The organism is Limnohabitans sp., from assembly GCF_046052825.1.
Taxonomy (GTDB): Bacteria; Pseudomonadota; Gammaproteobacteria; order Burkholderiales; family Burkholderiaceae_C; genus Limnohabitans.
This window is the reverse complement of sequence record NZ_JAVLFP010000042.1, coordinates 1-23,045: the sequence shown is the minus strand read 5'-3', so window position 1 is coordinate 23,045 and position 23,045 is coordinate 1. Positions and strand designations below refer to the sequence as shown.

Annotated in this window: 21 protein-coding genes and 3 tRNA genes; 6 read left to right on the top strand and 18 right to left on the bottom strand. The window is 52.9% G+C overall.

The genetic code is table 11. From position 1 onward, the window contains the following. Positions 1–528: 528 nt before the first annotated feature. Positions 529–930: a hypothetical protein gene (locus tag ACKWJN_RS06740; RefSeq protein ID WP_408595581.1), complete on the bottom strand. Its 402-nt coding sequence runs from the start codon at positions 928–930 to the stop codon at positions 529–531. A gap of 325 nt (positions 931–1,255) precedes the next feature. Here ACKWJN_RS06740 and ACKWJN_RS06735 point away from each other — a divergent pair, with 325 nt between their 5' ends. Then, positions 1,256–1,447, top strand: a complete 192-nt coding sequence (locus ACKWJN_RS06735) for a hypothetical protein (RefSeq protein ID WP_408595580.1) — start codon at positions 1,256–1,258, stop codon at positions 1,445–1,447. 428 nt (positions 1,448–1,875) lie between these two features. Here the strand turns inward: ACKWJN_RS06735 and ACKWJN_RS06730 are convergent, their stop codons facing one another. Continuing rightward, on the bottom strand, positions 1,876–2,319 hold the full coding sequence (locus ACKWJN_RS06730) for a hypothetical protein (protein ID WP_408595579.1): 444 nt from the start codon (positions 2,317–2,319) through the stop codon (positions 1,876–1,878). A gap of 258 nt (positions 2,320–2,577) precedes the next feature. Between ACKWJN_RS06730 and ACKWJN_RS06725 the strand changes: the two genes are divergently transcribed. Continuing rightward, positions 2,578–3,123, top strand: coding sequence for a recombinase family protein (locus ACKWJN_RS06725; RefSeq protein WP_408595578.1), 546 nt, complete (start codon positions 2,578–2,580; stop codon positions 3,121–3,123). 7 nt (positions 3,124–3,130) lie between these two features. Here the strand turns inward: ACKWJN_RS06725 and ACKWJN_RS06720 are convergent, their stop codons facing one another. The 10 genes from ACKWJN_RS06720 to folC form a co-directional block, all read right to left on the bottom strand. Next, positions 3,131–3,718: a recombinase family protein gene (locus tag ACKWJN_RS06720; protein ID WP_408595577.1), complete on the bottom strand. Its 588-nt coding sequence runs from the start codon at positions 3,716–3,718 to the stop codon at positions 3,131–3,133. Between the two features lie 209 nt (positions 3,719–3,927). Next, positions 3,928–4,004: transfer RNA gene (locus ACKWJN_RS06715), tRNA-Asp, on the bottom strand. A gap of 58 nt (positions 4,005–4,062) precedes the next feature. Beyond that, positions 4,063–4,138: transfer RNA gene (locus ACKWJN_RS06710), tRNA-Glu, on the bottom strand. Positions 4,139–4,173: 35 nt separating this feature from the next. Beyond that, positions 4,174–4,249 (bottom strand) — tRNA-Ala (locus ACKWJN_RS06705). A gap of 35 nt (positions 4,250–4,284) precedes the next feature. Then, the gene (gltX, locus tag ACKWJN_RS06700) at positions 4,285–5,670 is read right to left on the bottom strand and encodes a glutamate--tRNA ligase (protein ID WP_408595576.1); all 1,386 of its coding nucleotides are present in this window, start codon (positions 5,668–5,670) and stop codon (positions 4,285–4,287) included. A gap of 13 nt (positions 5,671–5,683) precedes the next feature. Further along, positions 5,684–6,895: an O-succinylhomoserine sulfhydrylase gene (locus ACKWJN_RS06695; protein WP_408595575.1), complete on the bottom strand. Its 1,212-nt coding sequence runs from the start codon at positions 6,893–6,895 to the stop codon at positions 5,684–5,686. 4 nt (positions 6,896–6,899) lie between these two features. Continuing rightward, positions 6,900–8,414, bottom strand: a complete 1,515-nt coding sequence (gene purF / locus ACKWJN_RS06690; RefSeq protein ID WP_408595574.1) for an amidophosphoribosyltransferase — start codon at positions 8,412–8,414, stop codon at positions 6,900–6,902. 15 nt (positions 8,415–8,429) lie between these two features. Next, entirely contained in the window at positions 8,430–8,924 is a 495-nt protein-coding gene (locus ACKWJN_RS06685) for a CvpA family protein (RefSeq protein ID WP_408595573.1), read from the bottom strand. A gap of 7 nt (positions 8,925–8,931) precedes the next feature. Beyond that, positions 8,932–9,636: an SPOR domain-containing protein gene (locus tag ACKWJN_RS06680; RefSeq protein WP_408595572.1), complete on the bottom strand. Its 705-nt coding sequence runs from the start codon at positions 9,634–9,636 to the stop codon at positions 8,932–8,934. 10 nt (positions 9,637–9,646) lie between these two features. Continuing rightward, positions 9,647–10,954, bottom strand: a complete 1,308-nt coding sequence (gene folC / locus ACKWJN_RS06675; RefSeq protein ID WP_408595571.1) for a bifunctional tetrahydrofolate synthase/dihydrofolate synthase — start codon at positions 10,952–10,954, stop codon at positions 9,647–9,649. A gap of 57 nt (positions 10,955–11,011) precedes the next feature. Between folC and ACKWJN_RS06670 the strand changes: the two genes are divergently transcribed. The 4 genes from ACKWJN_RS06670 (at position 11,012) to argG (ending at position 13,804) form a co-directional block, all read left to right on the top strand. Next, positions 11,012–11,371, top strand: coding sequence for an ArsC family reductase (locus ACKWJN_RS06670; RefSeq protein WP_408595570.1), 360 nt, complete (start codon positions 11,012–11,014; stop codon positions 11,369–11,371). A gap of 77 nt (positions 11,372–11,448) precedes the next feature. Further along, the gene (locus tag ACKWJN_RS06665; RefSeq protein WP_408595569.1) at positions 11,449–11,994 is read left to right on the top strand and encodes a glycine zipper 2TM domain-containing protein; all 546 of its coding nucleotides are present in this window, start codon (positions 11,449–11,451) and stop codon (positions 11,992–11,994) included. A 130-nt stretch (positions 11,995–12,124) separates the two neighbouring features. Then, a complete protein-coding gene (locus ACKWJN_RS06660; RefSeq protein WP_408595568.1) occupies positions 12,125–12,442 on the top strand; it encodes a pyrimidine/purine nucleoside phosphorylase in 318 nt (105 codons plus the stop codon). A 21-nt stretch (positions 12,443–12,463) separates the two neighbouring features. Further along, on the top strand, positions 12,464–13,804 hold the full coding sequence (gene argG / locus ACKWJN_RS06655; RefSeq protein ID WP_408595567.1) for an argininosuccinate synthase: 1,341 nt from the start codon (positions 12,464–12,466) through the stop codon (positions 13,802–13,804). A 9-nt stretch (positions 13,805–13,813) separates the two neighbouring features. Here argG and ACKWJN_RS06650 read toward each other — a convergent pair whose 3' ends face one another. The 6 genes from ACKWJN_RS06650 to ACKWJN_RS06625 all read right to left on the bottom strand — a co-directional run bounded on the left by ACKWJN_RS06650 (position 13,814) and on the right by ACKWJN_RS06625 (position 23,006). Beyond that, complete coding sequence (locus ACKWJN_RS06650; RefSeq protein WP_408595566.1) at positions 13,814–14,296, bottom strand: toxin-activating lysine-acyltransferase; 483 nt, start codon at positions 14,294–14,296, stop codon at positions 13,814–13,816. A gap of 2 nt (positions 14,297–14,298) precedes the next feature. Further along, positions 14,299–15,630: a TolC family outer membrane protein gene (locus tag ACKWJN_RS06645; RefSeq protein ID WP_408595565.1), complete on the bottom strand. Its 1,332-nt coding sequence runs from the start codon at positions 15,628–15,630 to the stop codon at positions 14,299–14,301. A 49-nt stretch (positions 15,631–15,679) separates the two neighbouring features. Next, on the bottom strand, positions 15,680–17,011 hold the full coding sequence (locus ACKWJN_RS06640) for an HlyD family type I secretion periplasmic adaptor subunit (protein ID WP_408595564.1): 1,332 nt from the start codon (positions 17,009–17,011) through the stop codon (positions 15,680–15,682). Then, positions 17,008–19,182, bottom strand: a complete 2,175-nt coding sequence (locus ACKWJN_RS06635; RefSeq protein ID WP_408595563.1) for a type I secretion system permease/ATPase — start codon at positions 19,180–19,182, stop codon at positions 17,008–17,010. The genes ACKWJN_RS06640 and ACKWJN_RS06635 overlap by 4 nt, the downstream gene beginning before the upstream one ends. A gap of 146 nt (positions 19,183–19,328) precedes the next feature. Continuing rightward, positions 19,329–19,802 (bottom strand): N-acetyltransferase family protein, encoded by a 474-nt coding sequence (locus ACKWJN_RS06630; RefSeq protein WP_408595562.1) that lies wholly within the window; start codon positions 19,800–19,802, stop codon positions 19,329–19,331. A 3-nt stretch (positions 19,803–19,805) separates the two neighbouring features. Beyond that, entirely contained in the window at positions 19,806–23,006 is a 3,201-nt protein-coding gene (locus ACKWJN_RS06625; RefSeq protein WP_408595623.1) for a tandem-95 repeat protein, read from the bottom strand. Positions 23,007–23,045: the final 39 nt, after the last annotated feature.

The following is a 23,045-nucleotide window of genomic DNA, read 5'->3' as shown; positions in this document are numbered from 1 at the left end:
GTGCAATTCTAGGACTGCTGAAAATTTTGTCCACCCTCTGCAAGTGAGAAAAGTTAGTCCACCATCAAACTCTTTTTTCACGAAATTTATTTTCTGAGGTCCGAGTTTGAAAATCTAAATTTTTTCCTGCCGTACCCTTGCCATTCCGACCTAAATCAATACCATCCGCCACCTCATCAACTACCCACTATTGAGGTGCAAACGTGAAAGAAACGACTTCTTCCCTGACCCAACTGCGTAAACTGATTCAGTCACTTCAGAAACAAGAGTCTGAACAGATCCAACAGATGCATGGCGACTCACTGAAACAGATTGTGACCATTGCGAGAGAGAACGATTTGTCCATTGACCACATCAAGGTTGCACTGTCTGCACGACAACCACGCAAAGAACGAACTACCCTGCGTGTACCTAGGAAGAACAAAAAAAGTCGCACCGATGTCACACATGACTCTCTGTCTGTCGATGCGAGTGTTCAGTAAGTAAACCAAGACCTGCCAAGTGCAGGTCTTTTTCTATGCCTGATGTTTATTGTGTAAGTCTTGATTTGTAACTTATTGCGCCACCGTACTGGAGAATAAGTGCGTCTGCAGCAGAAATTAAATAGTCAGTGGGTTTTCGTTCACAGTAATTTTTAACATACAGTTTCACGGTTTCTTCATCAGGAACATTTTGTAAACGACCTTCCTTAGGAACGAATGCCTTAGATGTGAAATTCCCTCGGTTCTGATAAGCAACCATGTATCCCCAGATCCAAGTGACAAATAACATCAACTGTTGATTATTATTTTTGTTGTAGTAGTCAACGTATTTACCGCAACTCATCATTCCTACTCCCATGCCTATGAGAGTACCATCATCAGATTGAGCATATGACGAGGGTAAGAACTGACAGACAGCGATTAGAAAACCAATGCAATTTTTTTTCACTTCTGTTTCTCTCTTTAGTTTGATTTAGAAATCTTTACACACCGTAAATTTATCAAAGACGAGGTTGTCAATTCGTCTTCAATCTCTACCATCCGAACCCCTTAAATTCTGATGGCGTTGAGCAATTTCTTAAGTTTACGTTTAAGTAAATTATTTGTCCATGATGGCAATATTTTATTTGTCAGGGATCAATCACTGCCTGTAGATTGCAGTTCATATAAATACCTCATGCAACCCAGCGAACAGTTACTAACTTCGCCGTTGCATCGCAGTACATGGCACTCAGTCATGTCTTAGTCTTTGACCATGAAAAGGAATCTAAAAAATGAACCAACTATCACCTTACCGTCAGTTCCCAATGCGTCTCACCGCAGAGATGTTTGATGAACTTGACCGTGTTGCAAAACAGACCAGAATCAACAAGACGACTATCTCACGCATTGCATTGCAGAAGTTCCTCAACCAGATTGAACAATCAGGTGCCACTGCGGTTCTTGATGAGGTATGTGCGATATGAGTCAGAACTTGGACAAGAACAGAATCCGTGACTCGATACAGAAGGCACGACCACAGGACTTGCTTTATGTCGTGGTCAATCCTGCAGACAAGGACTCAAAGAAAAATGCCCTTGCCGAGATTGATAAGTTCATCGGCAAGGGCAGTGGTGAAGTAATGATAATTAATAATAAATCTTAATCATAAGATTATCAATTCATTATCAGTAACTTTTCTTGAAATTGCTATCTTCCCATTGATACTCGGAAAGTCATCAGGGGAGTACTTCGGAATTTGACTTATTTCTTTTTGAATTTCACGTTGCCCTCTATATATTGTTTTTTAATCTTAGAGTGTGCATTATTACCACACAAACAGAACACTGTAATAAGTTACTTATCTGTCTTATACATGAATAAGAGAATAGAAATTTCGTAGATTTCTATTTAATCATTCTGATTTTTCTTTTGGAGGTAACCCAAGTCGTGCGCGAACTATTGGGTCATCACCATCATATTTTTTTTCATTATCGATATCCGTTGATTTTTTTACTTCCTTTTCTTCAGAGGTAGCACTTTCTGCACGAATCTCTGGAGTTATGGAAGGCGTAGTAATAGGTATTTGACTTTGATTAGTTGAATTATCTTCATCTTTACTTTGACTGTCATTCCAAGTGGTATATCCGAAAATGATTAGTCCCATTGAAATAAAACATAATGATCCCCACCATAATTTCTTAAAAAAAATCTTGATAGAAGTTTTAAAACTTCCTCCACCATAGTCTGTCATTAGGTTATTTAATTTTTCTGCTCCCATCGCTTGTTGAAATTTAAAACCAACATATGGCGACATTAATAAACCTATACCCATTGAGATTACTGCCACTTTATTCATAACTACATTTCTCTCATGTTTTGTTTAAATTTTCATTTTGTAAACCCTATGAGAATCCTTCGGTCTCGCTCTTTTTAGTTGAATTTATAATTAATTAATACTCATAATGAGTATGCCTACGTATACTCTCATCTGATATTGACATCTTATGAAAATGTTTACTTTATGAGACATGCAAAAAATAAGTGAATACCAACGCTTGCAATGATTCTTTTTATGTCTCACCATCCCGCCTCAAAATGTTCATAAGGTTATGAGATGGCATTCATCGGTTACGCAAGGGTTTCGTCCTACGGTCAGTCACTACAAGTGCAACAGGAAAAGTTGAACTACTGCGACCGCATATTTCAAGAGAAACAGTCAGCACGTACCGACGACCGCGAACAACTGCAACTGTGTCTAGACTATTTGCGTGATGGTGATTCTTTGGTCATCACGAAACTCGACCGTCTCGCACGTTCAACTCGTGACCTGTTGAACATCATGCAACGTCTGGAAGATAAAAACGTAAAGTTAGTCGTCTTGGATCAACAGATTGACACATCCACACCGACAGGGATGCTTCTATTCACGATGCTTGGGGCAATTGCAACGTTCGAAAACGACCTGCGCAAAGACCGTCAATTGCAAGGCATCGCACTTGCCAAACGCAAGGGAATAAAGTTTGGTCGCAAATTTTCATTGACCGATGAGCAAGTGACTTCAATGAAATTTAAACGCAGTCAAGGGATAGCAATCGCAGATTTGATGACTGAATTCAAAGTGAGTAAAGCATCCGTATATCGAATGCTTGCGATTAAGTAACCGACTCTCATGTCGCATTGATTGCCGTGTAGACCGTACCCACGCCGACACCAACTTCTTTCGCAATCTGTTTGATGCCCATGCCCTTCTCTCGCAGAAGTTGAATCGCAGACCGGAGACCATCATTCATCTTTGTTGGTCGTCCCAACTTCACTCCTCTTGCCTTCGCACGATTCTGACCTGCAACAACTCGTTCACGTATCAGATTGCGTTCAAACTCTGCCAACGCACCAAAGATGCTGAACATCATCCGACCTGAGTGCGATGAAGTGTCCAGACCTTGTTGCAAGAACATCAAGTCCACTTTCAACGACTGCAATTCATTTAGCAGTTCAACAAGGTTTTGAAGACTTCGACCAAGTCTGTCAATCGACCAGCACATCACCATGTCGAACTTGCGTTGAGTTGATGCCTTCATCATTGCGTTGAGTGCTGGACGGTCTGCACGACCTTTGGTACCTGAAATGCCTTCATCAACGAACTCAGTGACGACCACGTAACCACTTCTCTCTGCGACTGCACGTAGTTCAATCAGTTGGTTCTCGCAGGTCTGCTTGTCTGTTGAGACTCGTGCGTAGATTGCGACTTTCTTCATGGGTTCCTCCTGGGTGTTTCTGAGGAGGTGGAAGGTATCGGGACTGGAGGAGAAAGCAACCTCACACTAAAAAATAAATATTTAAATTAATTAATTATTAAGTAGTCGTATAGTTTTGAGGCGCATGTGGTAAAAACATGTGGTAAACGACAAAACCCTGAAAGTAAAAAACCCTTGTAAATCAAAGACTTACAAGGGTTTTAACGTTTTGGCGGAGTGGACGGGACTCGAACCCGCGACCCCCGGCGTGACAGGCCGGTATTCTAACCAACTGAACTACCACTCCGCGTGGTTGCAACGTTTGCTTCAGTGCTTGTGGCACCAAAGCCAAGTGCTGCAAAACTTGGCGACCCTACGGGGATTCGAACCCCGGTACTCACCGTGAAAGGGTGATGTCCTAGGCCTCTAGACGATAGGGTCATAACCTGTGGACTAAACCAACTCGACGTCCTGTTTGGTGGAGGTAAGCGGGATCGAACCGCTGACCTCTTGCATGCCATGCAAGCGCTCTCCCATCTGAGCTATACCCCCATCGGGTGTCGAGACTAAGAGTATAACCAACTTTTTCAGCGCTTGCCCAACCTGTCCAAAACTTTTTCACGGGTGCACAGGGCCAGCACCGCGTCCAAGGACGGTGTTTGTGGGGTCCCCATGACCAGCACCCGCACGGGCATGGCCAGTTGAGGCATCTTCAAGCCTGTGGCGGCCAACACCTCTTTGATGACGGCTGCGATGGCGTCTTTGCTCCAGGTGCAAGCGGCTAATTTGTCAGCCAGCATGACCAAGGCCGGTTCAACGGCGGGCGTGATGTGTTGCGCCAAGTCTTCGACTTTGGGCGATACATCGCCATAAAAAGCAGCCACCCAATCGGCCAGGGCCACCGTGGTGTCGCAGCGGTCTTTGAGCAAGCCGCACAAGGCGGGCAAGCGCGCATCGGTGCTGATGTGGCGCTTGGCCAGTTGCGCTTGCACCAAGGGGGCCAGCGTTTCGTCGGCCGTGGCTTTGAGGTGCTGGGCGTTGACCCAGCGCAATTTGGCTTCGTCAAACTGTGCAGCGCTGCGCCCCAGGTGGTCCAGGTTGAACCATTCCAAGAATTGGGCGCGGCTGAAAATTTCGTCGTCACCGTGGCTCCAGCCCAAGCGAGCCAGGTAGTTGACCATGGCGTCGGGCAAGTAGCCTTCTTCGCGGTATTGGGTGACGGCTTTGGCGCCGCTGCGTTTGCTCATCTTCTCGCCCTGCTCGTTGAGCACGGTGGGCAAGTGGGCATAGACCGGTGGCTCTTGGCCCAAGGCTTTGAAGATGTTGATTTGGCGCGGGGTGTTGTTGACGTGGTCGTCACCGCGGATCACATGGGTGATGGCCATGTCGATGTCATCGACCACCACGCAAAAGTTGTATGTGGGCGTGCCATCGGGGCGCGCAATGACCAAGTCGTCCAACTCGTCGTTGCTGATTTCGATGCGGCCTTTGACTTTGTCGTCCCACGCCACCACCCCGCCTTGCGGGTTCTTGAAGCGCAGCACAGGCTGCACACCTGCGGGCACAGGAGGCAAGGTTTTGCCTGCTTCCGGGCGCCAGGTACCGTCGTAGCGCGGCTTTTCTTTGTTCGCCATTTGGCGCTCGCGCAAAGCGTCGAGCTCAGCCACGCTCATGTAACAAGGGTAGACCTGACCAGCGGCCTGCAACTGCGCCAACACTGCTTTGTAGCGGTCCATGCGTTGCATTTGGTAGAACGGGCCTTCGTCGTGGCCCAGACCCAACCAAGCCATGCCTTCGATGATGACGTCGACCGACGCTTGGGTGGACCGCTCCAAGTCGGTGTCTTCGATGCGCAAAATGAAGTCGCCGCCCGTAGCACGTGCAAACGCCCAGGGGTAGAGGGCCGAGCGGATATTGCCCAGGTGGATAAAGCCCGTGGGAGAGGGGGCAAAGCGGGTGCGGGTTTTGGTCATGCGTGAACGAAAATTAAAGGGTGTCGAGGCCGCGCAGCAAATCGGCCTTCAAGTCGTCGATGTGCTCCAAGCCCACGGCCACGCGAATCAGCCCTTGGCCAATGCCTGCGGCTTGACGCTGGTCTTCTGAGAGTTTGCCGTGCGATGTGCTGGCAGGGTGCGTCAGCAAGGTTTTGGTGTCGCCCAGGTTGGTGCACAACGAAAGCACGCGCAAGCTGTCGAGCACATGGAAGGCCTGCGTGCGAGCGGTTTGGGGGTCTGGGGCTTTGACATCGAACGACAACACAGCGCCGCCCAAGCCGGACATTTGCTTCATCGCCAAGTCGTGTTGCGGGTGACTGGTCAAACCTGGGTAGTACACGCGCGCCACCTGGGGGTGTTGTTCCAACCACAGCGCCAATTCATGGGCGCGCGCGCTTTGCGCACGCATGCGGATATCGAGCGTTTCCAAGCCTTTGAGAACCACCCATGCGTTGAAGGGTGACAACACCATGCCGCTGTTTTTGATGACGGGCAGGAACTTCTCAGTGATCAGTTTTTCGCTGGCGCACAAAGCACCCGCCATGACGCGGCCTTGGCCATCCAAATATTTGGTGCCCGAGTGCATGACGATGTCTGAGCCCATGCCCATGGGGCGCTGCAAGATGGGCGTGGCAAAGCAGTTGTCCACAGCCAACAAAGCGCCAGCGTTGTGGGCCAAATCGGCCAAGGCGGCGATGTCGCACACCTCGGTCAAAGGGTTGGTGGGCGTCTCGGCAAACAATATCTTGGTGTTGGGGCGAATGGCCGCCTTCCATGCGGCCAAATCGGTTTGCGGCACGATGGTGGACTCGACGCCAAAGCGTGCGAATTCAGAGCCAATGAGCTTGATGGTGGAGCCAAACATGGACTGCGAATACAGCACATGGTCACCGGCTTTGAGCAAGCTAAAAAGCATCAGCATGATCGACGACATGCCCGATGCGGTGGCCAGTGCCGCCTCGCTGCCCTCCAGTGCGGCCAAGCGCATTTCAAAGCTGCTGACGGTGGGGTTGCCCGAGCGGCCATAGGTGTAGCCGTCTTCTTCGCCAGCAAAGCGGCGTGCAGAGGCCTCGGCAGAGGGCTGCACGTAACCGCTGGTCAGGTACAGGGCTTCGGAGTTTTCTCCGTATTGGCTGCGGTCTACGGCCGTGCGCACGGCCAAAGTGTCGAGGTGTAAGTTGTCGGGCAATGGATGTTGGCTCATGGGGTCACTCCGAGGCGTTGGGCAAAGCCAGGCGCGAATTGTCTTCGGCGCCCTCTTCTTGGCCCACACGTTTTTCATTCAAGCGCACGATGTCTTGCGACGAGATGTCTCCCGTGACGTACACACCGTCAAAACAAGAGGCATCAAAACCATCGAGTGGGGGGGCGCCCACGGCTGCGGCGCTGAGGACGGCTTGCTTCATGGCGTCGACGTCTTGGTAAATCAAAGCATCGCAGCCAATCAGTTCACGCACTTCATCGATGGTGCGGTTGTGGGCCACCAGCTCTTCGGGGGTGGGCATGTCGATGCCATAGACGTTGGGAAAGCGCACCGGTGGCGCAGCACTGGCCAGGTAGACCTTGCGGGCCCCAGCATCGCGTGCCATTTGCACAATTTCGCGGCTGGTGGTGCCACGCACGATCGAGTCGTCCACCAACAACACGTTGCGGCCTTTGAATTCGCTGGCGATCACGTTGAGTTTTTGACGCACAGACTTTTTGCGCACACCCTGACCCGGCATGATGAAAGTGCGGCCCACGTAACGGTTTTTCACAAAACCCTCGCGGTAGGGCACACCCAGCAAATGCGCCAGCTGCGTGGCGCTGGGACGGCTGGACTCTGGGATCGGAATGATTACGTCAATGTCAGTGGGCGGCACGGTCGAGATCACGCGCTTGGCCAAGGTTTCGCCCAAGTTCAAACGTGCTTGGTACACCGAGATCCCGTCCAAGGTGGAGTCGGGACGGGCCAAGTACACGAACTCAAAAATACAAGGCTTGAGTTGCGGCGCATCGGCACATTGACGGAAGTGGGTTTGCCCATCGTCCGAGATGAACATGGCCTCACCCGGCGCCAAGTCGCGCTCCAGGGGATGGCCCGTGCCCTCTAACGCCACCGACTCGCTGGCCACCATGACCGTGCCGTCTTTGCCACGGCCAAAGCACAAAGGGCGAATGCCATAGGGGTCACGAAACGCCAACACGCCATGGCCTGAGATCAAAGCGATCACGGCGTAAGAGCCTTTGACGCGCCGGTGCACGCGACGCACGGCCTCAAACACGTCGCTGGGTGCTAAGGGCAGACCGCGCGTGGTTTTTTCCAGCTCATGCGCCAGCACGTTGAGCAAGACCTCTGAATCGCTCTCGGTGTTGATGTGTCGGTGGTCTTCAGAAAAGAGCTCGGCCTTGAGGGCGTGGGCATTGGTCAAGTTGCCGTTGTGCACCAGCACCAAACCAAACGGCGCGTTGACGTAAAACGGCTGCGCCTCTTCCTCGCTGTAGGCATTGCCTGCCGTGGGATAACGCACTTGGCCCAAGCCGTTGTTGCCCGGCAAGGCGCGCATGTTGCGGGTGCGGAACACATCACGCACCATGCCCTTGGCTTTGTGCATGAAAAATTTACGGTCCAGCTGGGTGACGATGCCAGCGGCATCTTGGCCTCGGTGCTGCAGCAGCAACAAGGCGTCATAGATCAACTGGTTCACAGGTGCGTTGCTGACAACGCCGACGATTCCACACATATTTCAGGCCCACATTCAGGGTAAAAACTTACCAAATTCCACCGGTAACACCGGCTTCAACGTATGCAGCAAAAGCTCAAGCCACTGCGCGCCTTGCGCCTGGCGCCAAGCTTGGGAGTCGCGCAGCGGGGTCATGCCCACCACCACCGTGACAGCCAACAACAGCACCAATCCACGCAACACACCAAACACACTGCCCAGCAGGCGGTCCAATGGGCCCAGGCCCACCGCAGACACCAAGGCCTTGACCATCCAGCTCACCAACACCGTGGCAATGAGCACCGCCACAAAGACCGACACAAACCCGGCGGCATAGCGCAGCATTTGGCTACTGCCCGACATGGGCAACCAAGCTGCAGCGGCGGGCGCATACATTTGAGAGACGTAAAAAGCAGCCACCCATCCGGTCAACGACAACACTTCTTTGACCAAGCCCCGCCACAAGCCGATCAACAAAGAAAGCGCCAAGACGGCCAGCAGAATCCAGTCCACGGCCGAAAGGTTCAACATGGGCAAATCACAAACTCAGCACAGCAGGCTGCATTTGCAACTGCTTGATCTTGCTGGCGGCTTTGTCGGCCTCATCACGGCTGGCAAAAGGCCCCACACGCACACGCGTGCGCTTGCCCTCTTTGGTGTCGGCCACATGGGTGTAGGTTTTGAAACCTGCTTTTTCAAGTTTGCTTCGCACGTCGCGTGCTTTGCCTTCGTCAGAAAAAGCGCCGACCTGGACCACAAAACGCGGCGCGTTGTCTTTGCTGTCTGAAGCTGCAGGCTTGGCCGGTGAGGCCTCGGCTTTGGCCTCAGGCTTGGTTTCGGCTTTGGGCTCAGGTTTGGCGTCAGGTTTGGCCTCGGCCACCACAACAGGGGGCTTGGGCAGTGGCTTGGGGTCTTTGACCGCAGCCACCACCTCTTCTTTGGGATCTAGGCCGGTGTTTGTTGCCAAAGGCGCCTGCTTGGTAGGCGCCGGTGCTGCAGCCTGAGACTTGCTGTTGGCGCGTTCTGGAATGTCTACCGCGATATCGACCGACACGGGCCTGGGTTGGGTGTCAAACAGCACTGGGAAACCAATCACGGCCAGCAGCACCAACACCGAGGCGCCAATCAAGCGGTGGCGTGCGCGGCGGCGCAAAACGTCCACGCTTTGGGCCGGTGCGTTGCTGAAGTTGCCCTGGGCGTCGCCTTCGGTTTTACCGGGCAATCGAAACTTGAAAAATGCCATGAACAGGGTCTCAAGAACTCAAATGTGGGGCATCTAAACGGGGAGTTCCGTTCTTTAATACACCCCCGACCGTGAAGAACGATCCGAAGACCACAATTCTATCAGCGGGGTCTGCCGCAGCCACTGCGGCATTGAGGGCTGAAAGCGGGTCCATGTAAGTACCCGCTTTCACTGCATCCCCTGTATTGACTGTCTGCCATGACGACCGAAGTTGCTCGGCGGTGGCGGCCCGTGGGGTCGGCAAATCGCAGAAATACCAGCGATCAACCAAAGGCCCGACACGCGCCAGCATGGGGGCCACATCTTTGTCGGCCATGGCGCCAAACACGGCATGCGTGGTCGGGTAGTAACCCATGGCGTCGAGGTTTTCGGTCAAAGCGGCCACGGCATGGGGGTTGTGGGCCACATCCAGCACCAAAGCTGGCTGCCCCGGCACGATTTGAAATCGCCCTGGCAACTCCACCATTGCCAGGCCATTGCGCACCGCTTGCGCCGTGACCGGAATGCGGCTGCGCAACGCCTCCAGCGCAGCCAACACACCGCTGGCATTGACCAACTGATTGGCACCACGCAAGGCCGGATAAGCCAAGCCGCTGTAGCGTCGGCCCCGACCGGCCCAGCCCCACTGCTGCTTGTCACCCGTGAAATTGAAGTCGCGCCCAAACGTCCACACATCGGCGCCAATTTCCAAGCCGTGGTCCAACACGCTTTGGGGCGGCACGGGGTCGCTGACGATCACGGGGCGACCTGTGCGCATGATGCCCGCCTTCTCGCGGCCAATGCTCTCGCGGTCGGTTCCCAGCCAGTCCATGTGGTCCAGGTCGATGCTGGTGATGACCGCGCAATCTGCGTCGATCACGTTCACGGCGTCTAGGCGTCCGCCCAAGCCCACCTCCAAAATGGCGACCTCCAAGTTGGACGCCGCCATCAGGCTCAAAATGGCCAAGGTGGTGAACTCGAAATACGTCAAGGACACCGCCTCCTCTGGCGCTGCGCCCTGTCGCGCCTGTTCGACCCGCTCAAAGTGGGGCAACAACGCGGCGGGTTCCACCGTCTCGCCGTGCACACGGCAACGCTCCTGAAAATGCACCAAGTGCGGCGAGGTGTAGACCCCTGTTCGATAGCCCGCCTGCAACAAACACGCCTCCAACATGGCGCAGGTCGAGCCCTTGCCGTTGGTCCCCGCCACGGTGATCACCGGGCAGTCAAAGTGCAAGGCCATGCGCTCGACCACCGTGCGCACACGGTCCAAGCCCATCTCGATGTTGTGGGGGTGCAAGCGCTCGCAGTGTTCGAGCCAATGGTCCAATGAATTCATGCGGCGAATTGTCGCCCACGGTTTGGGCCATTCAGCTTTGCGGCATCATTGCCCCCCATGACCTCTACCTCACTCACCGTTTACGGCATTCCCAACTGCGACAGCGTCAAAAAAGCCCGCGTGTGGCTGACTGAGCGTGGCGCAGACTACACCTTCCACGACTTCAAAAAGCAAGGCGTTCCGCCCGAAGCACTTGACGCTTGGCTCGCGCAAGTGGGCTGGGAAACGCTGCTCAATCGCAAAGGCACCACCTGGCGCAAACTCGACCCTGCCCTGCAAGCCAGCGTGAACGACAGCCCAAGCGCACGCCAAGTCATGCTGGACCATGCCAGCGTCATCAAGCGCCCGGTGTGCGTGCTCAAGGGCCAAGTGATCGTGGGCGTCAACCCGCAGGCATGGCAAAGCGTTCTAGGCTGAAGTTTTACCTTTGCTTTACAGATACGCCACAAGCAAAGACTAAACTTCGCGCCATGTCACAAACCAAGGGACAACTTATGAAAAAAATGAACACACACACCGCACTGCTGGGCAGCCTGTTGGCCGTCTTGAGCGCTGCCAGTTTCAGCGTCCAAGCCCAAGAAGTGGGCCGCGTCATCTCCAGCACGCCCATCATCCAACAAGTGGCCGTGCCCCGTCAGGTCTGCAACAACGAGCAAGTGGTCTCGCCAGGTCAAAAATCCGGCGCGGGTGCCGCCATGGGTGCCATTGCAGGTGGCGCCATTGGCAACAGCATGGGCCAAGGCTCTGGCCGTGCAGCAGCCACCATGCTGGGCCTGTTTGGCGGCGCCATCTTGGGTGACAAGGTGGAAGGCAATGCACCCCCTGAAGTGCGCAATGTGCAAACCTGCACCCAGCAAATGTTTTACGAAAACCGCACCATGGCCTACAACGTGGTTTATGAATTTGCGGGCAAGCAGTACACCGTGCAAATGCCCAGCGACCCAGGCCCTACCGTGCGCCTGCAAATCACGCCCATGGCGCCATCTCCCTCGCAAAATTACGGCAACGTGCCCCCACCCGGATCGGCACCCCGCTATTGATACCGGGCTCTTCTGCCCTTCACACAAGCCGCTTCACAGCGGCTTTTTCTTTGCCCCTCACGCGCCTACCGGCGTCCTTTGGGCCGTCCTTTAAAATCAACGGTTTTGTATCTTTCATACCCCCAGCACCATGACCACTGAAAAAATCGACAGCGTCAGCGTCACCACCAAAGCCAATGTGTTCTTTGACGGCAAGTGCGTGAGCCATGCCCTGACCCTGAGCAACGGCACCAAGCTGTCGGTGGGCGTCATCTTGCCCGCCACCCTGACCTTCAACACGGGCGTGCCTGAGATCATGGAATGCGTGGCTGGTTTTTGCGAATACAAACTTGACGGCAGCCACGATTGGGTCAAGTCCAGCGCTGGCGAGCAATTCAGCATTCCAGGCAACTCGAAATTTGACATCCGCGTCACCGAGCCCTACCACTACATCTGCCACTTCGGTTGATCGACCGCTGATCGGAACCCCATGAGCACCATTCTTCAAAACTTGCCCAAAGGGCAAAAAGTCGGCATCGCCTTTTCTGGCGGTTTGGACACCAGCGCCGCCTTGCTGTGGATGAAGCAAAAAGGCGCCCTGCCCTATGCCTACACCGCCAACCTGGGTCAACCCGACGAGTCCGACTACAACGAAATTCCACGCAAAGCCATGGAATACGGCGCCGAAAAAGCGCGCCTGATCGACTGCCGCACGCAACTGGCCCACGAAGGCATTGCAGCCATCCAATGCGGCGCGTTCCACATCAGCACCGGCGGCATCACCTACTTCAACACCACCCCATTGGGTCGCGCTGTGACCGGCACCATGCTGGTGTCGGCCATGAAAGAAGACGACGTCAACATCTGGGGCGATGGCTCCACCTACAAAGGCAACGACATTGAGCGCTTCTACCGCTACGGCTTGTTGACCAACCCCAGCCTGCGCATTTACAAGCCGTGGCTGGACCAACTGTTCATCGACGAACTGGGTGGCCGCGCTGAAATGAGCGCTTTCATGACCGCCAACGGCTTTGGCTACAAGATGAGCGCCGAAAAGGCCTACTCGACCGACAGCAACATGCTGGGCGCCACCCACGAAGCCAAAGACCTTGAGCACCTCAACAGTGGCATCAAAATCGTCAACCCCATCATGGGGGTCCCCTTCTGGCGCGAAGACTGCGACGTCAAAGCCGAGCAGGTGAGCGTGCGATTTGAAGAAGGCCAACCTGTGGCCCTCAACGGCCAGACCTTCGCGTCACCGGTGGAACTGTTTTTGAAAGCCAACGAAATCGGTGGACGCCACGGCTTGGGCATGAGCGACCAAATTGAAAACCGCATCATCGAAGCCAAGAGCCGCGGCATTTACGAGGCCCCCGGCATGGCCTTGCTGCACATTGCCTACGAGCGCTTGGTCACCGGCATTCACAACGAAGACACCATCGAGCAATACCGCATCAACGGTTTGCGCTTGGGCCGTTTGTTGTACCAAGGCCGTTGGTTCGACCCCCAAGCCATCATGCTGCGCGAAACCGCACAGCGTTGGGTGGCACGTGCGGTCACAGGTGAAGTGACCCTTGAACTGCGACGTGGCAACGACTACAGCTTGCTCAACACCGAAAGCCCCAACCTCACCTACAAGCCCGAGCGCTTGAGCATGGAAAAGGTCGAAGGCGCTTTCACCCCACTGGACCGCATTGGTCAGTTGACCATGCGCAACCTCGACATCGTGGACACCCGCGCCAAGCTGGGCATCTATGCACACACCGGCTTGTTGTCGCTGGGAACCGACGGCGACTTCTTGAGTTTGACGAACGATCAGAAGAACGACTGAGGCAAGGGCTTAGCTTGAGTGAAACGCAGGCCAGACCTGCGTTTTGATTTGCGCATTTTCTCCAAAGCCGAGTTGGTTTATTGCGCGGCCCGGAAATACCGACTCGCGCAGGTCTTTCATCACTTCTTGCGCACCGCCAAAGGGTGCGCACAAATCGATCAACCAAATTTGATCGCCGGATTGCCAGTCACCGCCTACGAGGTGATGGGGTGCGGCTTGGTAGCGCGTGGCCACCTCATCAGACAAAAGCGCCCAAGACACATAGGCGACTGGCGCGTTCTCTCGAAGAAACAACTTGGCCTGGTCGAGTATCAAGGGCGGCATCACGCGCCACTCGAGTTCACTCAACAGCGTATGCCGGGTTGCGCTTTGTTGCATCATCAACCAGCTCACTGCGCCCAACAACGGAATTTTGTCCATCACCCGTTGGGCTTGCTGTTTGGCATAACGCGTCAAATCGCTGCTGGCTACAACTTCATTTGTCGATTCCATGTCTAAAAATCCCTTCCATTGGATTTCGCGACGTGCGTCGCATTGGCAGCAGGAATCATCAAGCGTTCAATCAACTGCAAATCGTCTGCACTCAAAGAACCTGCGGTGGCTTTGAGCTTCAAACCCTGCATCACGGCGTCCACTCGCGCTTTGCTCAAATCCCGCAGCGTGGTGTAAAGCTGTTGCTCGGCATTGAGCACATCTGGGTTGATCCGGGTGCCAATCTTGAAACCGATTTTGTTGGATTCCACTGAGTTTTGACTGGCCTCAACAGCGGCCTCTAGCGCGTCTACTTGTGCTTGACCGTTCAACACGCCGGCAAACGTTTGTCTGACCAAGCTGCTCGCACTGCGCTGTGCCCCTGTCAAATCGTCCTTGGCCTTCTGTTCAAGCGCCACGGCCTCCCGCACTTTAGATTGGGTAGCACCGCCAGAAAACAAAGGAACGGTGAGTTGCAAACCCGTTTGATGGGAATTGACCCGTGTCGCCAAATCTGCAGGCGTGCTCAACGATCCGGAGTTGTAACTGGCCGCGCGGTTGGACACAACATCAAGGGTTGGCGCATGCGCGGACATGGTCTTGGCCACCTCTTTTTCTGCCACCAGCAAAGCCGCTTGCTGAATGCGAATTTGAGGGTTGTGCGTCATCGCCAAAGCCAACCAATCATCGACACGGGTTGGCTCTAAGGCGGGCAAGCTCTTGGCCAACTGAATAGGCGGCAAAGAAACATAGTTTCCGATCAGTTTCTCAAGCTCAGCTTGCTTGGCTGTCAGGTCATTCAAGGCCGAGACACGTTGCGCCAAATTCAACGCTTGTTTGGCTTTGGCCTCGTGCACATCGGTGATGGTCCCCATTCCTACTTCAAACGTACGTTGCGCCAAGGTGAGCTGTTCATTGATGGCCTGAAGCTGCGCCTCTGCCACCTGCACGCTTTGCATTGCCACCTGGACATCAAAATAAACTTGCGCTGAGCGCACGACCAAATCCTGTTCAGCCAACGTGAATTGCTCTTTGGCCTGTGCCACTTGCGCATCTGCTTGGACATACGCCAACCAATTGCTCAAGCGAAACACGGGTTGCACCAACTGCGCCGTCCAATTCCACGAGCGAATCTCACGCGACACAGAGGGCACACCAGAATAAGCATCACCAGAAAAAGCGCCATCCCCTATTTGAAGGTTTTTATTCGCCGACACGCTCGCAGCAGGCAATAAGCCTGCACGTGCTTGGGGCAGCTTTTCGAGTGCTGCCTCAAGCGCACTGCGTGCTGCGCCATATTGGCTGTCTTGTGCTCTGGCTTGTTGATACACATCCATCAAAGATTGGGCGCTCACAGAACCCGCCCCAGCCCATAAGCTGATCAGACAAGCAATCGTTGCTAATTTATCTTTCACGCAAGGCCTCCTGCTTGTAACGCAACATGGGGGCCAGCAGGTACTCAATCATGCGGCGTTCGTCGGTTCTGATATCGGCAGTGACATTCATGCCCGCCGTGACCTGCCCCTTGCGGCCATTCACCGCATTCGGTGTTTCTGTTTGAGCCAACTTGATGCGAATGGGATAGACCAATCCCAACTTGGTGTCTTGAACTGCATCGGTCCCCACCCACAACACTTCACCGTCAATGTAGCCATAACGTGTGAAGTCATAGGTCTCCACCTTGTTGATGACACGCTGGCCCACACGCAAATGACCGATGTCGCGGTTCATCACTTGCGCCTCGAGTTCAAGTGGCGTGTTTTCAGGAACGATGGTCAACAAAGGTTGCGCCGCTGTCACCACACCGCCAACGGTGGTCACGGCCAACTGCTGAACAACGCCGTCAATCGGTGCTCGCAGCGTTTGTTGCGACAACCGTTGGTTGGCTTTGATGAATTCTTGTTCAGCAGCATCACGCTTTTTCACCGCTTCTACCAACTCGGTGCTGGTTCGCGATTTGAATTCAGCCAAGGCCTGCAAACGCTGCTCAAAAGCAGCTTGGTAGTTGGCCTGAGATTCACTCAAGCGATTGGCTTGCACAGCCAACTCTTTTTCTGCATTGATCAGTTCAATCTTGGCATCGATCACACTGGTCTGCGCAATGTGACCCGTCTTGGACAATTCATCACGCATCTGAAACTTTTGCTGAATCAGCGGCAAACTGTTCTTGAGTTGCGCCATATTGCTTTGAATCGCATCTGCATCGGCCCGGCGCTTGACCAAATCTGCATCCAACGCCGCCAATTTGGCACGCTGCTCAGACAATCGCCCATCCAACATGGCCCATTGATTGACCAAAATTTCTGCTGGCATGCCCTTGGGCGCGGGGAATCGCGAATTACCCTCAAGTTGTGCCTTGCTGCGCAACACATCGGCTTGGGCCTCCCAAAATTCGCGCTGTACACGCTCTCGATCAGCCGCGGTCTGAGTTGGGTCGAGTTCCACCAAGACATCGCCGGCGCGAACACTTTGGCCATCTTTCACCCAGACTGCGCGTACCAAGCCAGGTTCTAGGGGTTGAACCACCTTGCTTTTGCCTGAAGGAATCACTCGGCCTTGCGAAGACACCACGATGTCCATGGTCGAAAAGCATGCAAATAACAAGCTCAGGGCCACCATGGCACAAATACCCAGCGACACCATGCGCAACACAACCGCCGGAGGTTGCAGCTGCATTGCCAATGCGGCGGTCGTGAACAGATTAGAAGTCTTTGAGGTGTCAATTTTTTCGGTCATACGCCCACTCCTTCGAGTTCTAGCACCTGATGCGCTTGATACAAAGCGGCGTAACGCCCACCTTGTTTCATCAAACTGGTGTGGTGGCCGGCTTCGACCAAGCGACCTTGCTCAAGCACCAAAATCCGATCGGCCAAGCGCAACGTCGACAAGCGGTGTGCAACGATGAACACCGTTCGACCTTCGGAAATGGCAGTCATCTTGTCGTGAATCAGTCGTTCACTCTCGTAGTCCAGTGAGGCGGTGGCTTCGTCCAAAAGCAGCAGCTTGGGATTCCTGGCGAGTGCACGCGCAATGGCGATCCGCGCGCGCTGCCCACCACTGAGTTTGCTGCCGCGTTCTCCAATGACCGTGTCATAGCCTTCTGGCAATTGCAAAATAAACGCATGGGCTCCAGACAACTCAGCCGCATGGGTGATGTCTTCCATGCTCAAGCCTGCGTTGGCCAAGGCAATGTTGTCGCGCACGCTGCGGTTGAACAGCAACGTGTCTTGCCCCACCACACCCAATTGCCGGCGTAACCACGAGGTGTCCACCAAGTTCAAATCTGTGCCGTCGATCAAAATACGCCCACGTTCAGGGGTATACAAGCGCTGAATCAAGCGCATCAAAGTGGTCTTACCTGCGCCAGACACGCCCACGATGCCAATCACCTCTCCGGGTTGCACATCAAAGCTCAAGTCACTCAGTACTTCTGGCAACTTTGGGTTGTAGCGAAACCCGACGTGTTCAAACGTCACACGTCCTTGTACATCTGGCGGAGACGACCGATTGGCTTTGAAGGTCGGTTCAGGCGGGGCATTCATGATGTCCCCCAATCGCTTGATGCTCACCTTCATCTGCGTGAAGTCCTGCCACAGCGAAGACAATTTCAAAATGGGTGCATTGACTCGCCCGCTGAGCATATTGAAGGCAATCAGTCCGCCCACCGTCAAGTCACCATCAATCACCTGCCTCGCACCCAGCCACAGCAAGGCGACGGTCAACAGTTTGCTGGTCAGGCTGATGAATTGGTTGGTGGCGCTGCCCAAGTGGCCCCCTTCAAACGAGGTGTGGACAAAACTCGACAGTCGGTTGTCCCAGTCCCGTTGCCATTGCGGCTCCACCGCATGGCTCTTGAGTGTCTCCATCGATGTCACGGTTTCCACCAAATAGGCCTGGTTGTCAGCACCCAGTGAAAACTTATCCTCTAACTTTCTGCGCAACAGCGGTGTGATCAAGGCGGAAGCACCAAAAAATATGGGTAAAGCGGCAATCACCACCAAGGTCAGTGTCACGCTGTAATAAAACATCACAGCCAAATAAACCATCACAAACAGCAAATCCAGCCAACTTGTTAGTGCCTGACCCGTGAGGAAGTTGCGTGCGTTGTCGAGCTCACGCACCCGCGCCACGGTATCGCCACTGCGCCGGCTTTCAAAATACGACAAGGGCAGGTGCAACAAGTGTTTGAAGAGTTTGCTGCCCAGTTCAACATCAACCCTGTTGGTGGTATGGCTCAGCAAATAGTGGCGCATGGCACCCAGCACCACTTCAAAAATACTCACCCCCAACAAAGCAATCACCATCACATCCAACGTTGACAGCGTTCGGTTGGTCAATACTTTGTCGATCACCACCTGAAAAATCAAGGGTGTCACCAGGGCGATGATCTGCACGAACAAGGAGGCGATCAACACCTCCGCCATGAGTGATTTGTATTTTTTCAAAGACGCCCAAAACCATCCGACACCAAAAGGCTCTGATGCACTGTCCGTTTCAGCGTCTTCATTTCTGCGCTTCATGCTGGGCGTGGCTTCGATCCATTCACCCGCAAACAACTCATCGAATTCTTGCTGCGTCACTTGGTTGGGCATGCTCTGCCCTGACTTTTGAAGCACCACAAATGCACCATCGGGATGACTGGTGTCAATTTTTCCAACCAACATCAAACCACCATCACGGGTTGGCATCAAAGAGGGCAAAGCCGCCGTTTGCAGCAACTGCCAATTGCCACGTTTCAAAGTTGCTTGAAACTCTAGCGCTTGCAATGCTTTCAATACCTCACCCACATCTAAAGCGCGTGGCTGGCCCTCTTTGTCATAACTGGCAAACTGATGTTTCAGCTGATCAATCTCTAAATGCTGATGATGAAGCTGCCCATAGAGCTGGAGAAGTTCTAATTCTTTCATCTTTGATCAATCCAAAAAATCAAGAATAGGATCAATCTGAAGGCGGATGTGGAAGACACAATATCAAAGAATGCAACATGTGCTCATCCAAATTTAAATTAGCGTTTTAAATGGCCTGAATTACCAACCCGCAAACCGAGCACTGGTCAACGCATTTGATAGAAAAAATTAGTGCCGCATTTCGCGAAACCCATATGCGTCATAAACCGCTCAAATCGCGGCATATCAACGGCCACACTCATATTGATGTTGAGTTCTTGCACATTCCGGTTCTCAGCCCACTTACGAAATGCTGTCAGCAACCGAACGGCGGCTGAAGTTCCACGATACTCAGGCAACACGAAAAAAACTCTGTCTTGTGCAACAAGTTGACGTGTAAAAAAAAATTCAGTAACAAATCCAACCAACATGCCGACAACTATCCCGTCACTTTTGTATGCTAACAAACAGCATGCAACCCGAGGACTACTGAGTTGTTCTAAGAAAATATTTCGCAGTTTCTGTTCATCAAGTTTTAGCTTGGAAAAACGCGATTCAGCGTGCATCGCCGTTGCAAGCTTAACGATCTTCGGCCAATCATCAAGACACGCAAAGCGAATTGAAATTCCTTTTTTCTGCATAGATCAACATGCCACTCTGGAATCTGATAGACCATCGGCACCATGATCCGATAGATATTGCCAAGAGGCATCATTCGTATCTACAAATCCGAGTCTGTCTTCACTTTCAGCTACCGCAGCGCTACAAACTTGGTTAAAAAGAAGTGCTTTTCTCACGATTTCTGCTTGCTGTTCAAGCAGCGCCTCTTGAACCTGCGCGGGATAGGGAACTCCTTGCCCAGCCAACATGACATCTACCGCAACCAAGCTTTTGCCTGAAGTTAAATTCACCTGTGTTTCTCCGAAAACAACGTTACCTTGATCCAAACGTAGGTTGTTATCACTGTTCAAAGTAATGCTTGCAACACCTAAATCTTTAAGTGAATGAAACTCTCCGGCATCTTGAATTCCGTTGCTGTTTACATCTTGCCAAATACCAAACTTAGCCCACTCTGTGTCGTTACAAGAAATCAATCCATCACCGTTTGTATCGTGTGAACGCAATCCATCTAAATCTGTGTGTGCGCCAGGAAGATCATGGGAAAAAGAAATATCTTTCATTCCGTCAATCACTCCGTCACCATTTCGATCCAAAGCTAAAAATCCATCATCCGAACTCACCCACCCCATTCGCTCTTGCCATCCATCACCATTGACGTCATCGAATATTTGAGATTCATCGGCTGAGATCAGCTCAACGCCATCACCATCTAGATCAACAACAACAGGACATCCACCACCGCCACCACCACCGCTGACAGGCCAACTCGAATGATTTGTCTCAACAGTTGCATTCACACTTGCACCACCCGCATCCGTCACCTGCACGGTGAATGAATCACTTCCACTATAGGTATCCCCTTTGCTGCTGTAGTACTGCCAGGCACCTTTATCACTCACCGAATAGGGCCCTGCCTGGGTATAGTCCAGCCCACCTGAGGCGTTGGAATTGGTATATTGATTTACCCAAGCATGTCCATGCTGTGGTGAACTGCTGAGAGTGAAAGTTAACGCGCTACTGTCTCCATCTGGATCGTATGCAACAACAGCACCGTTTTGACGTTGTAGATCGTCACCTAAATATTGCGAAGAATTTTCTTCGGTGCTATCCAATGTTGCATCGTTAGTATTGAAAGAAATAGGACGCATACTACCGTTCAGGTAATAGGTTGGTGAATAAGCGTAATACTTTAAAATTGAATTGACATTACCTTCGCTATCGCTGTATAGTTCTTTTTGAGGTTTATAGAGCTGTCCGCCAGATGCAAGAATTGCGTTTGCTTTTGTAAGACTATCAACTGTCGAGTACGCGGTGTAGGTATAGGAGCCCTCGCTGTCGTTCACAGTTTGTTGGACTGCTTGATACCCATAAACCGGCCGCCCATACCAAATATCTTCAATGATGGGTGCATCGTTCACCGATGCAATACTTAAATGTGCAGTTGCCCAAGTTGAACCTCCGTCCGGGTCTACCACTAGATAGCTAAAGCTAGCTTGACCATTGAAATTAGAGTCTGGTGTGAAAAGTACATTCCCAAGACTGTCAAAAGCGACTGTGCCGTGGGTGGCGCTCCCCAAACTAGCAACACTCAAGCTACTGCTAGCGTTGTCGGTGTCGCTGTCGTTGGCCAATAGTTGTGCCGTGGTGATGCTGAGCGATGTGTCCTCAGTTCCACTGAAACTATCGTCCACTGCAGTTGGATTGGCATTGACATAAGAAAAATCAATCTGTGTTGTTCCTGTGGTTTGCCCACCATCGGCGTCACGCACCACATAGTCAAAACTACCTCTGCCCGAGTAGCCTGAAACAGGCACAAACAAGATATTGCCATTTACCAAACTCACCGAGCCATGTTGGGCATTTCCTACACTTGCCAGAGTTAAGTTACTAGGGGTTTCTACATCTGTATCGTTGGTCAGCAAGGCCGATGCCAATAGGCTGTAACTCACATTTCGCTTGCCTGCATACAACTCGTTGTTGACCACGGGTGCATCGTTCACAGAAGTGAAGTTCAAACTCATGCTGGCGGTGGCAGTACCGCCCACGCCATCGCTTATGGTGTACGTAAAACTGGCTGTGCCATAAAAGTTGAGATCTGGCGTGAACACGACGTTGGTGTTGCCATTGGTGGTGACCAAGCTCACGCTGCCGTGGGTTGCACCACCTACCGACAGAATGCTCAATTGCGAATGCGCGTTATCTACATCGCTGTCATTGTCCAGCAAGCTTGCCACAGAAAATGTTGCAACTACATCCTCGTTACCTGAGTAGATCTCGCCAACTGCAACCGGGCTGTCGTTTACGGGAGCAATGTTGACGGTTGCTATACCTACGCTGAAACCACCCACACCGTCGCTCACGGTGTAATTGAACGTGGCCAAACCAAAATAATTCAAATCGGGGCTAAAGCTGATACTGCCATCTGCGCTCAAGCTCACGCTGCCATGGGTGGCGTTACTCACACCCACAATGCGCAAAGCTGAATGTAGGTTGTCCACATCGCTGTCATTGTCTAGTAGCGATGTTGATGTCACCGTCAAAAGCGTATCTTCTGTCGCACTGACCGAATCAGCCACAGCATCTGGCGCGTCGTTGACAGCACTCAAGTTGACCACCATGGTCGCAACTGCAACTCCGCCAACACCATCACTCACGGCGTACTCAAAACTCGCACTCCCAGAATAATTTGCATCAGGCGTAAATGCAATTCGCCGACTCCCATCGGCCAGGGTCACAAAAGCCACCGAGCCATGCGTGGCGTTGCCGACCGCTGAAATGCTCAAAACCTGGCCATCGGTGGCAATGTCCACATCCGTATCGTTGGTCAATAGATCGGCAGGATAGAACCATAGCGTGGTGTCTTCACTGGTGCTGACCGTCTCCCCCAGCACCACTGGCGTGTCGTTGACCGCGTTAATAGTGATGCTCACGCTGGCGTTGGTGGTGCCTCCGTTGCCGTCGCTCACGGTGTAGGTGAAGCTGGCAGGACCGTGGTAGTTGGTAGTGGGGATGAATTGAATATTTCCGCTGGCCAGCATACTCACCGTGCCGTGAGTCGCTCCAGATACGGCTGTGATGGTCAGCACTTGGCCGTCTGTGGCTGTGTCCACGTCGCTGTCGTTGGCGAGCAACTGGGCTTGGGTGAAGACCAGCCCCGTGTCTTCGTCGGTGCTGCTGAGCTCGCCCACCGTCACGGGTGCATCGTTGACCGCTGACACGGTCACTGTTGCTACAGCGGTGGCGTAGCCCCCGTTGCCGTCACT

What these genes read in the sequence shown, in the direction of transcription:
- ACKWJN_RS06735 (WP_408595580.1), top strand. Translation starts at nt 1,256, where the DNA reads ATGAACCAACTATCACCTTACCGTCAGTTCCCAATGCGTCTCACCGCA.
- ACKWJN_RS06730 (WP_408595579.1), bottom strand. Translation starts at nt 2,319, where the DNA reads ATGAATAAAGTGGCAGTAATCTCAATGGGTATAGGTTTATTAATGTCG.
- ACKWJN_RS06725 (WP_408595578.1), top strand. Translation starts at nt 2,578, where the DNA reads ATGGCATTCATCGGTTACGCAAGGGTTTCGTCCTACGGTCAGTCACTA.
- ACKWJN_RS06720 (WP_408595577.1), bottom strand. Translation starts at nt 3,718, where the DNA reads ATGAAGAAAGTCGCAATCTACGCACGAGTCTCAACAGACAAGCAGACC.
- gltX (WP_408595576.1), bottom strand. Translation starts at nt 5,670, where the DNA reads ATGACCAAAACCCGCACCCGCTTTGCCCCCTCTCCCACGGGCTTTATC.
- ACKWJN_RS06695 (WP_408595575.1), bottom strand. Translation starts at nt 6,895, where the DNA reads ATGAGCCAACATCCATTGCCCGACAACTTACACCTCGACACTTTGGCC.
- purF (WP_408595574.1), bottom strand. Translation starts at nt 8,414, where the DNA reads ATGTGTGGAATCGTCGGCGTTGTCAGCAACGCACCTGTGAACCAGTTG.
- ACKWJN_RS06685 (WP_408595573.1), bottom strand. Translation starts at nt 8,924, where the DNA reads ATGTTGAACCTTTCGGCCGTGGACTGGATTCTGCTGGCCGTCTTGGCG.
- ACKWJN_RS06680 (WP_408595572.1), bottom strand. Translation starts at nt 9,636, where the DNA reads ATGGCATTTTTCAAGTTTCGATTGCCCGGTAAAACCGAAGGCGACGCC.
- folC (WP_408595571.1), bottom strand. Translation starts at nt 10,954, where the DNA reads ATGAATTCATTGGACCATTGGCTCGAACACTGCGAGCGCTTGCACCCC.
- ACKWJN_RS06670 (WP_408595570.1), top strand. Translation starts at nt 11,012, where the DNA reads ATGACCTCTACCTCACTCACCGTTTACGGCATTCCCAACTGCGACAGC.
- ACKWJN_RS06665 (WP_408595569.1), top strand. Translation starts at nt 11,449, where the DNA reads ATGAAAAAAATGAACACACACACCGCACTGCTGGGCAGCCTGTTGGCC.
- ACKWJN_RS06660 (WP_408595568.1), top strand. Translation starts at nt 12,125, where the DNA reads ATGACCACTGAAAAAATCGACAGCGTCAGCGTCACCACCAAAGCCAAT.
- argG (WP_408595567.1), top strand. Translation starts at nt 12,464, where the DNA reads ATGAGCACCATTCTTCAAAACTTGCCCAAAGGGCAAAAAGTCGGCATC.
- ACKWJN_RS06650 (WP_408595566.1), bottom strand. Translation starts at nt 14,296, where the DNA reads ATGGAATCGACAAATGAAGTTGTAGCCAGCAGCGATTTGACGCGTTAT.
- ACKWJN_RS06640 (WP_408595564.1), bottom strand. Translation starts at nt 17,011, where the DNA reads ATGACCGAAAAAATTGACACCTCAAAGACTTCTAATCTGTTCACGACC.
- ACKWJN_RS06635 (WP_408595563.1), bottom strand. Translation starts at nt 19,182, where the DNA reads ATGAAAGAATTAGAACTTCTCCAGCTCTATGGGCAGCTTCATCATCAG.
- ACKWJN_RS06630 (WP_408595562.1), bottom strand. Translation starts at nt 19,802, where the DNA reads ATGCAGAAAAAAGGAATTTCAATTCGCTTTGCGTGTCTTGATGATTGG.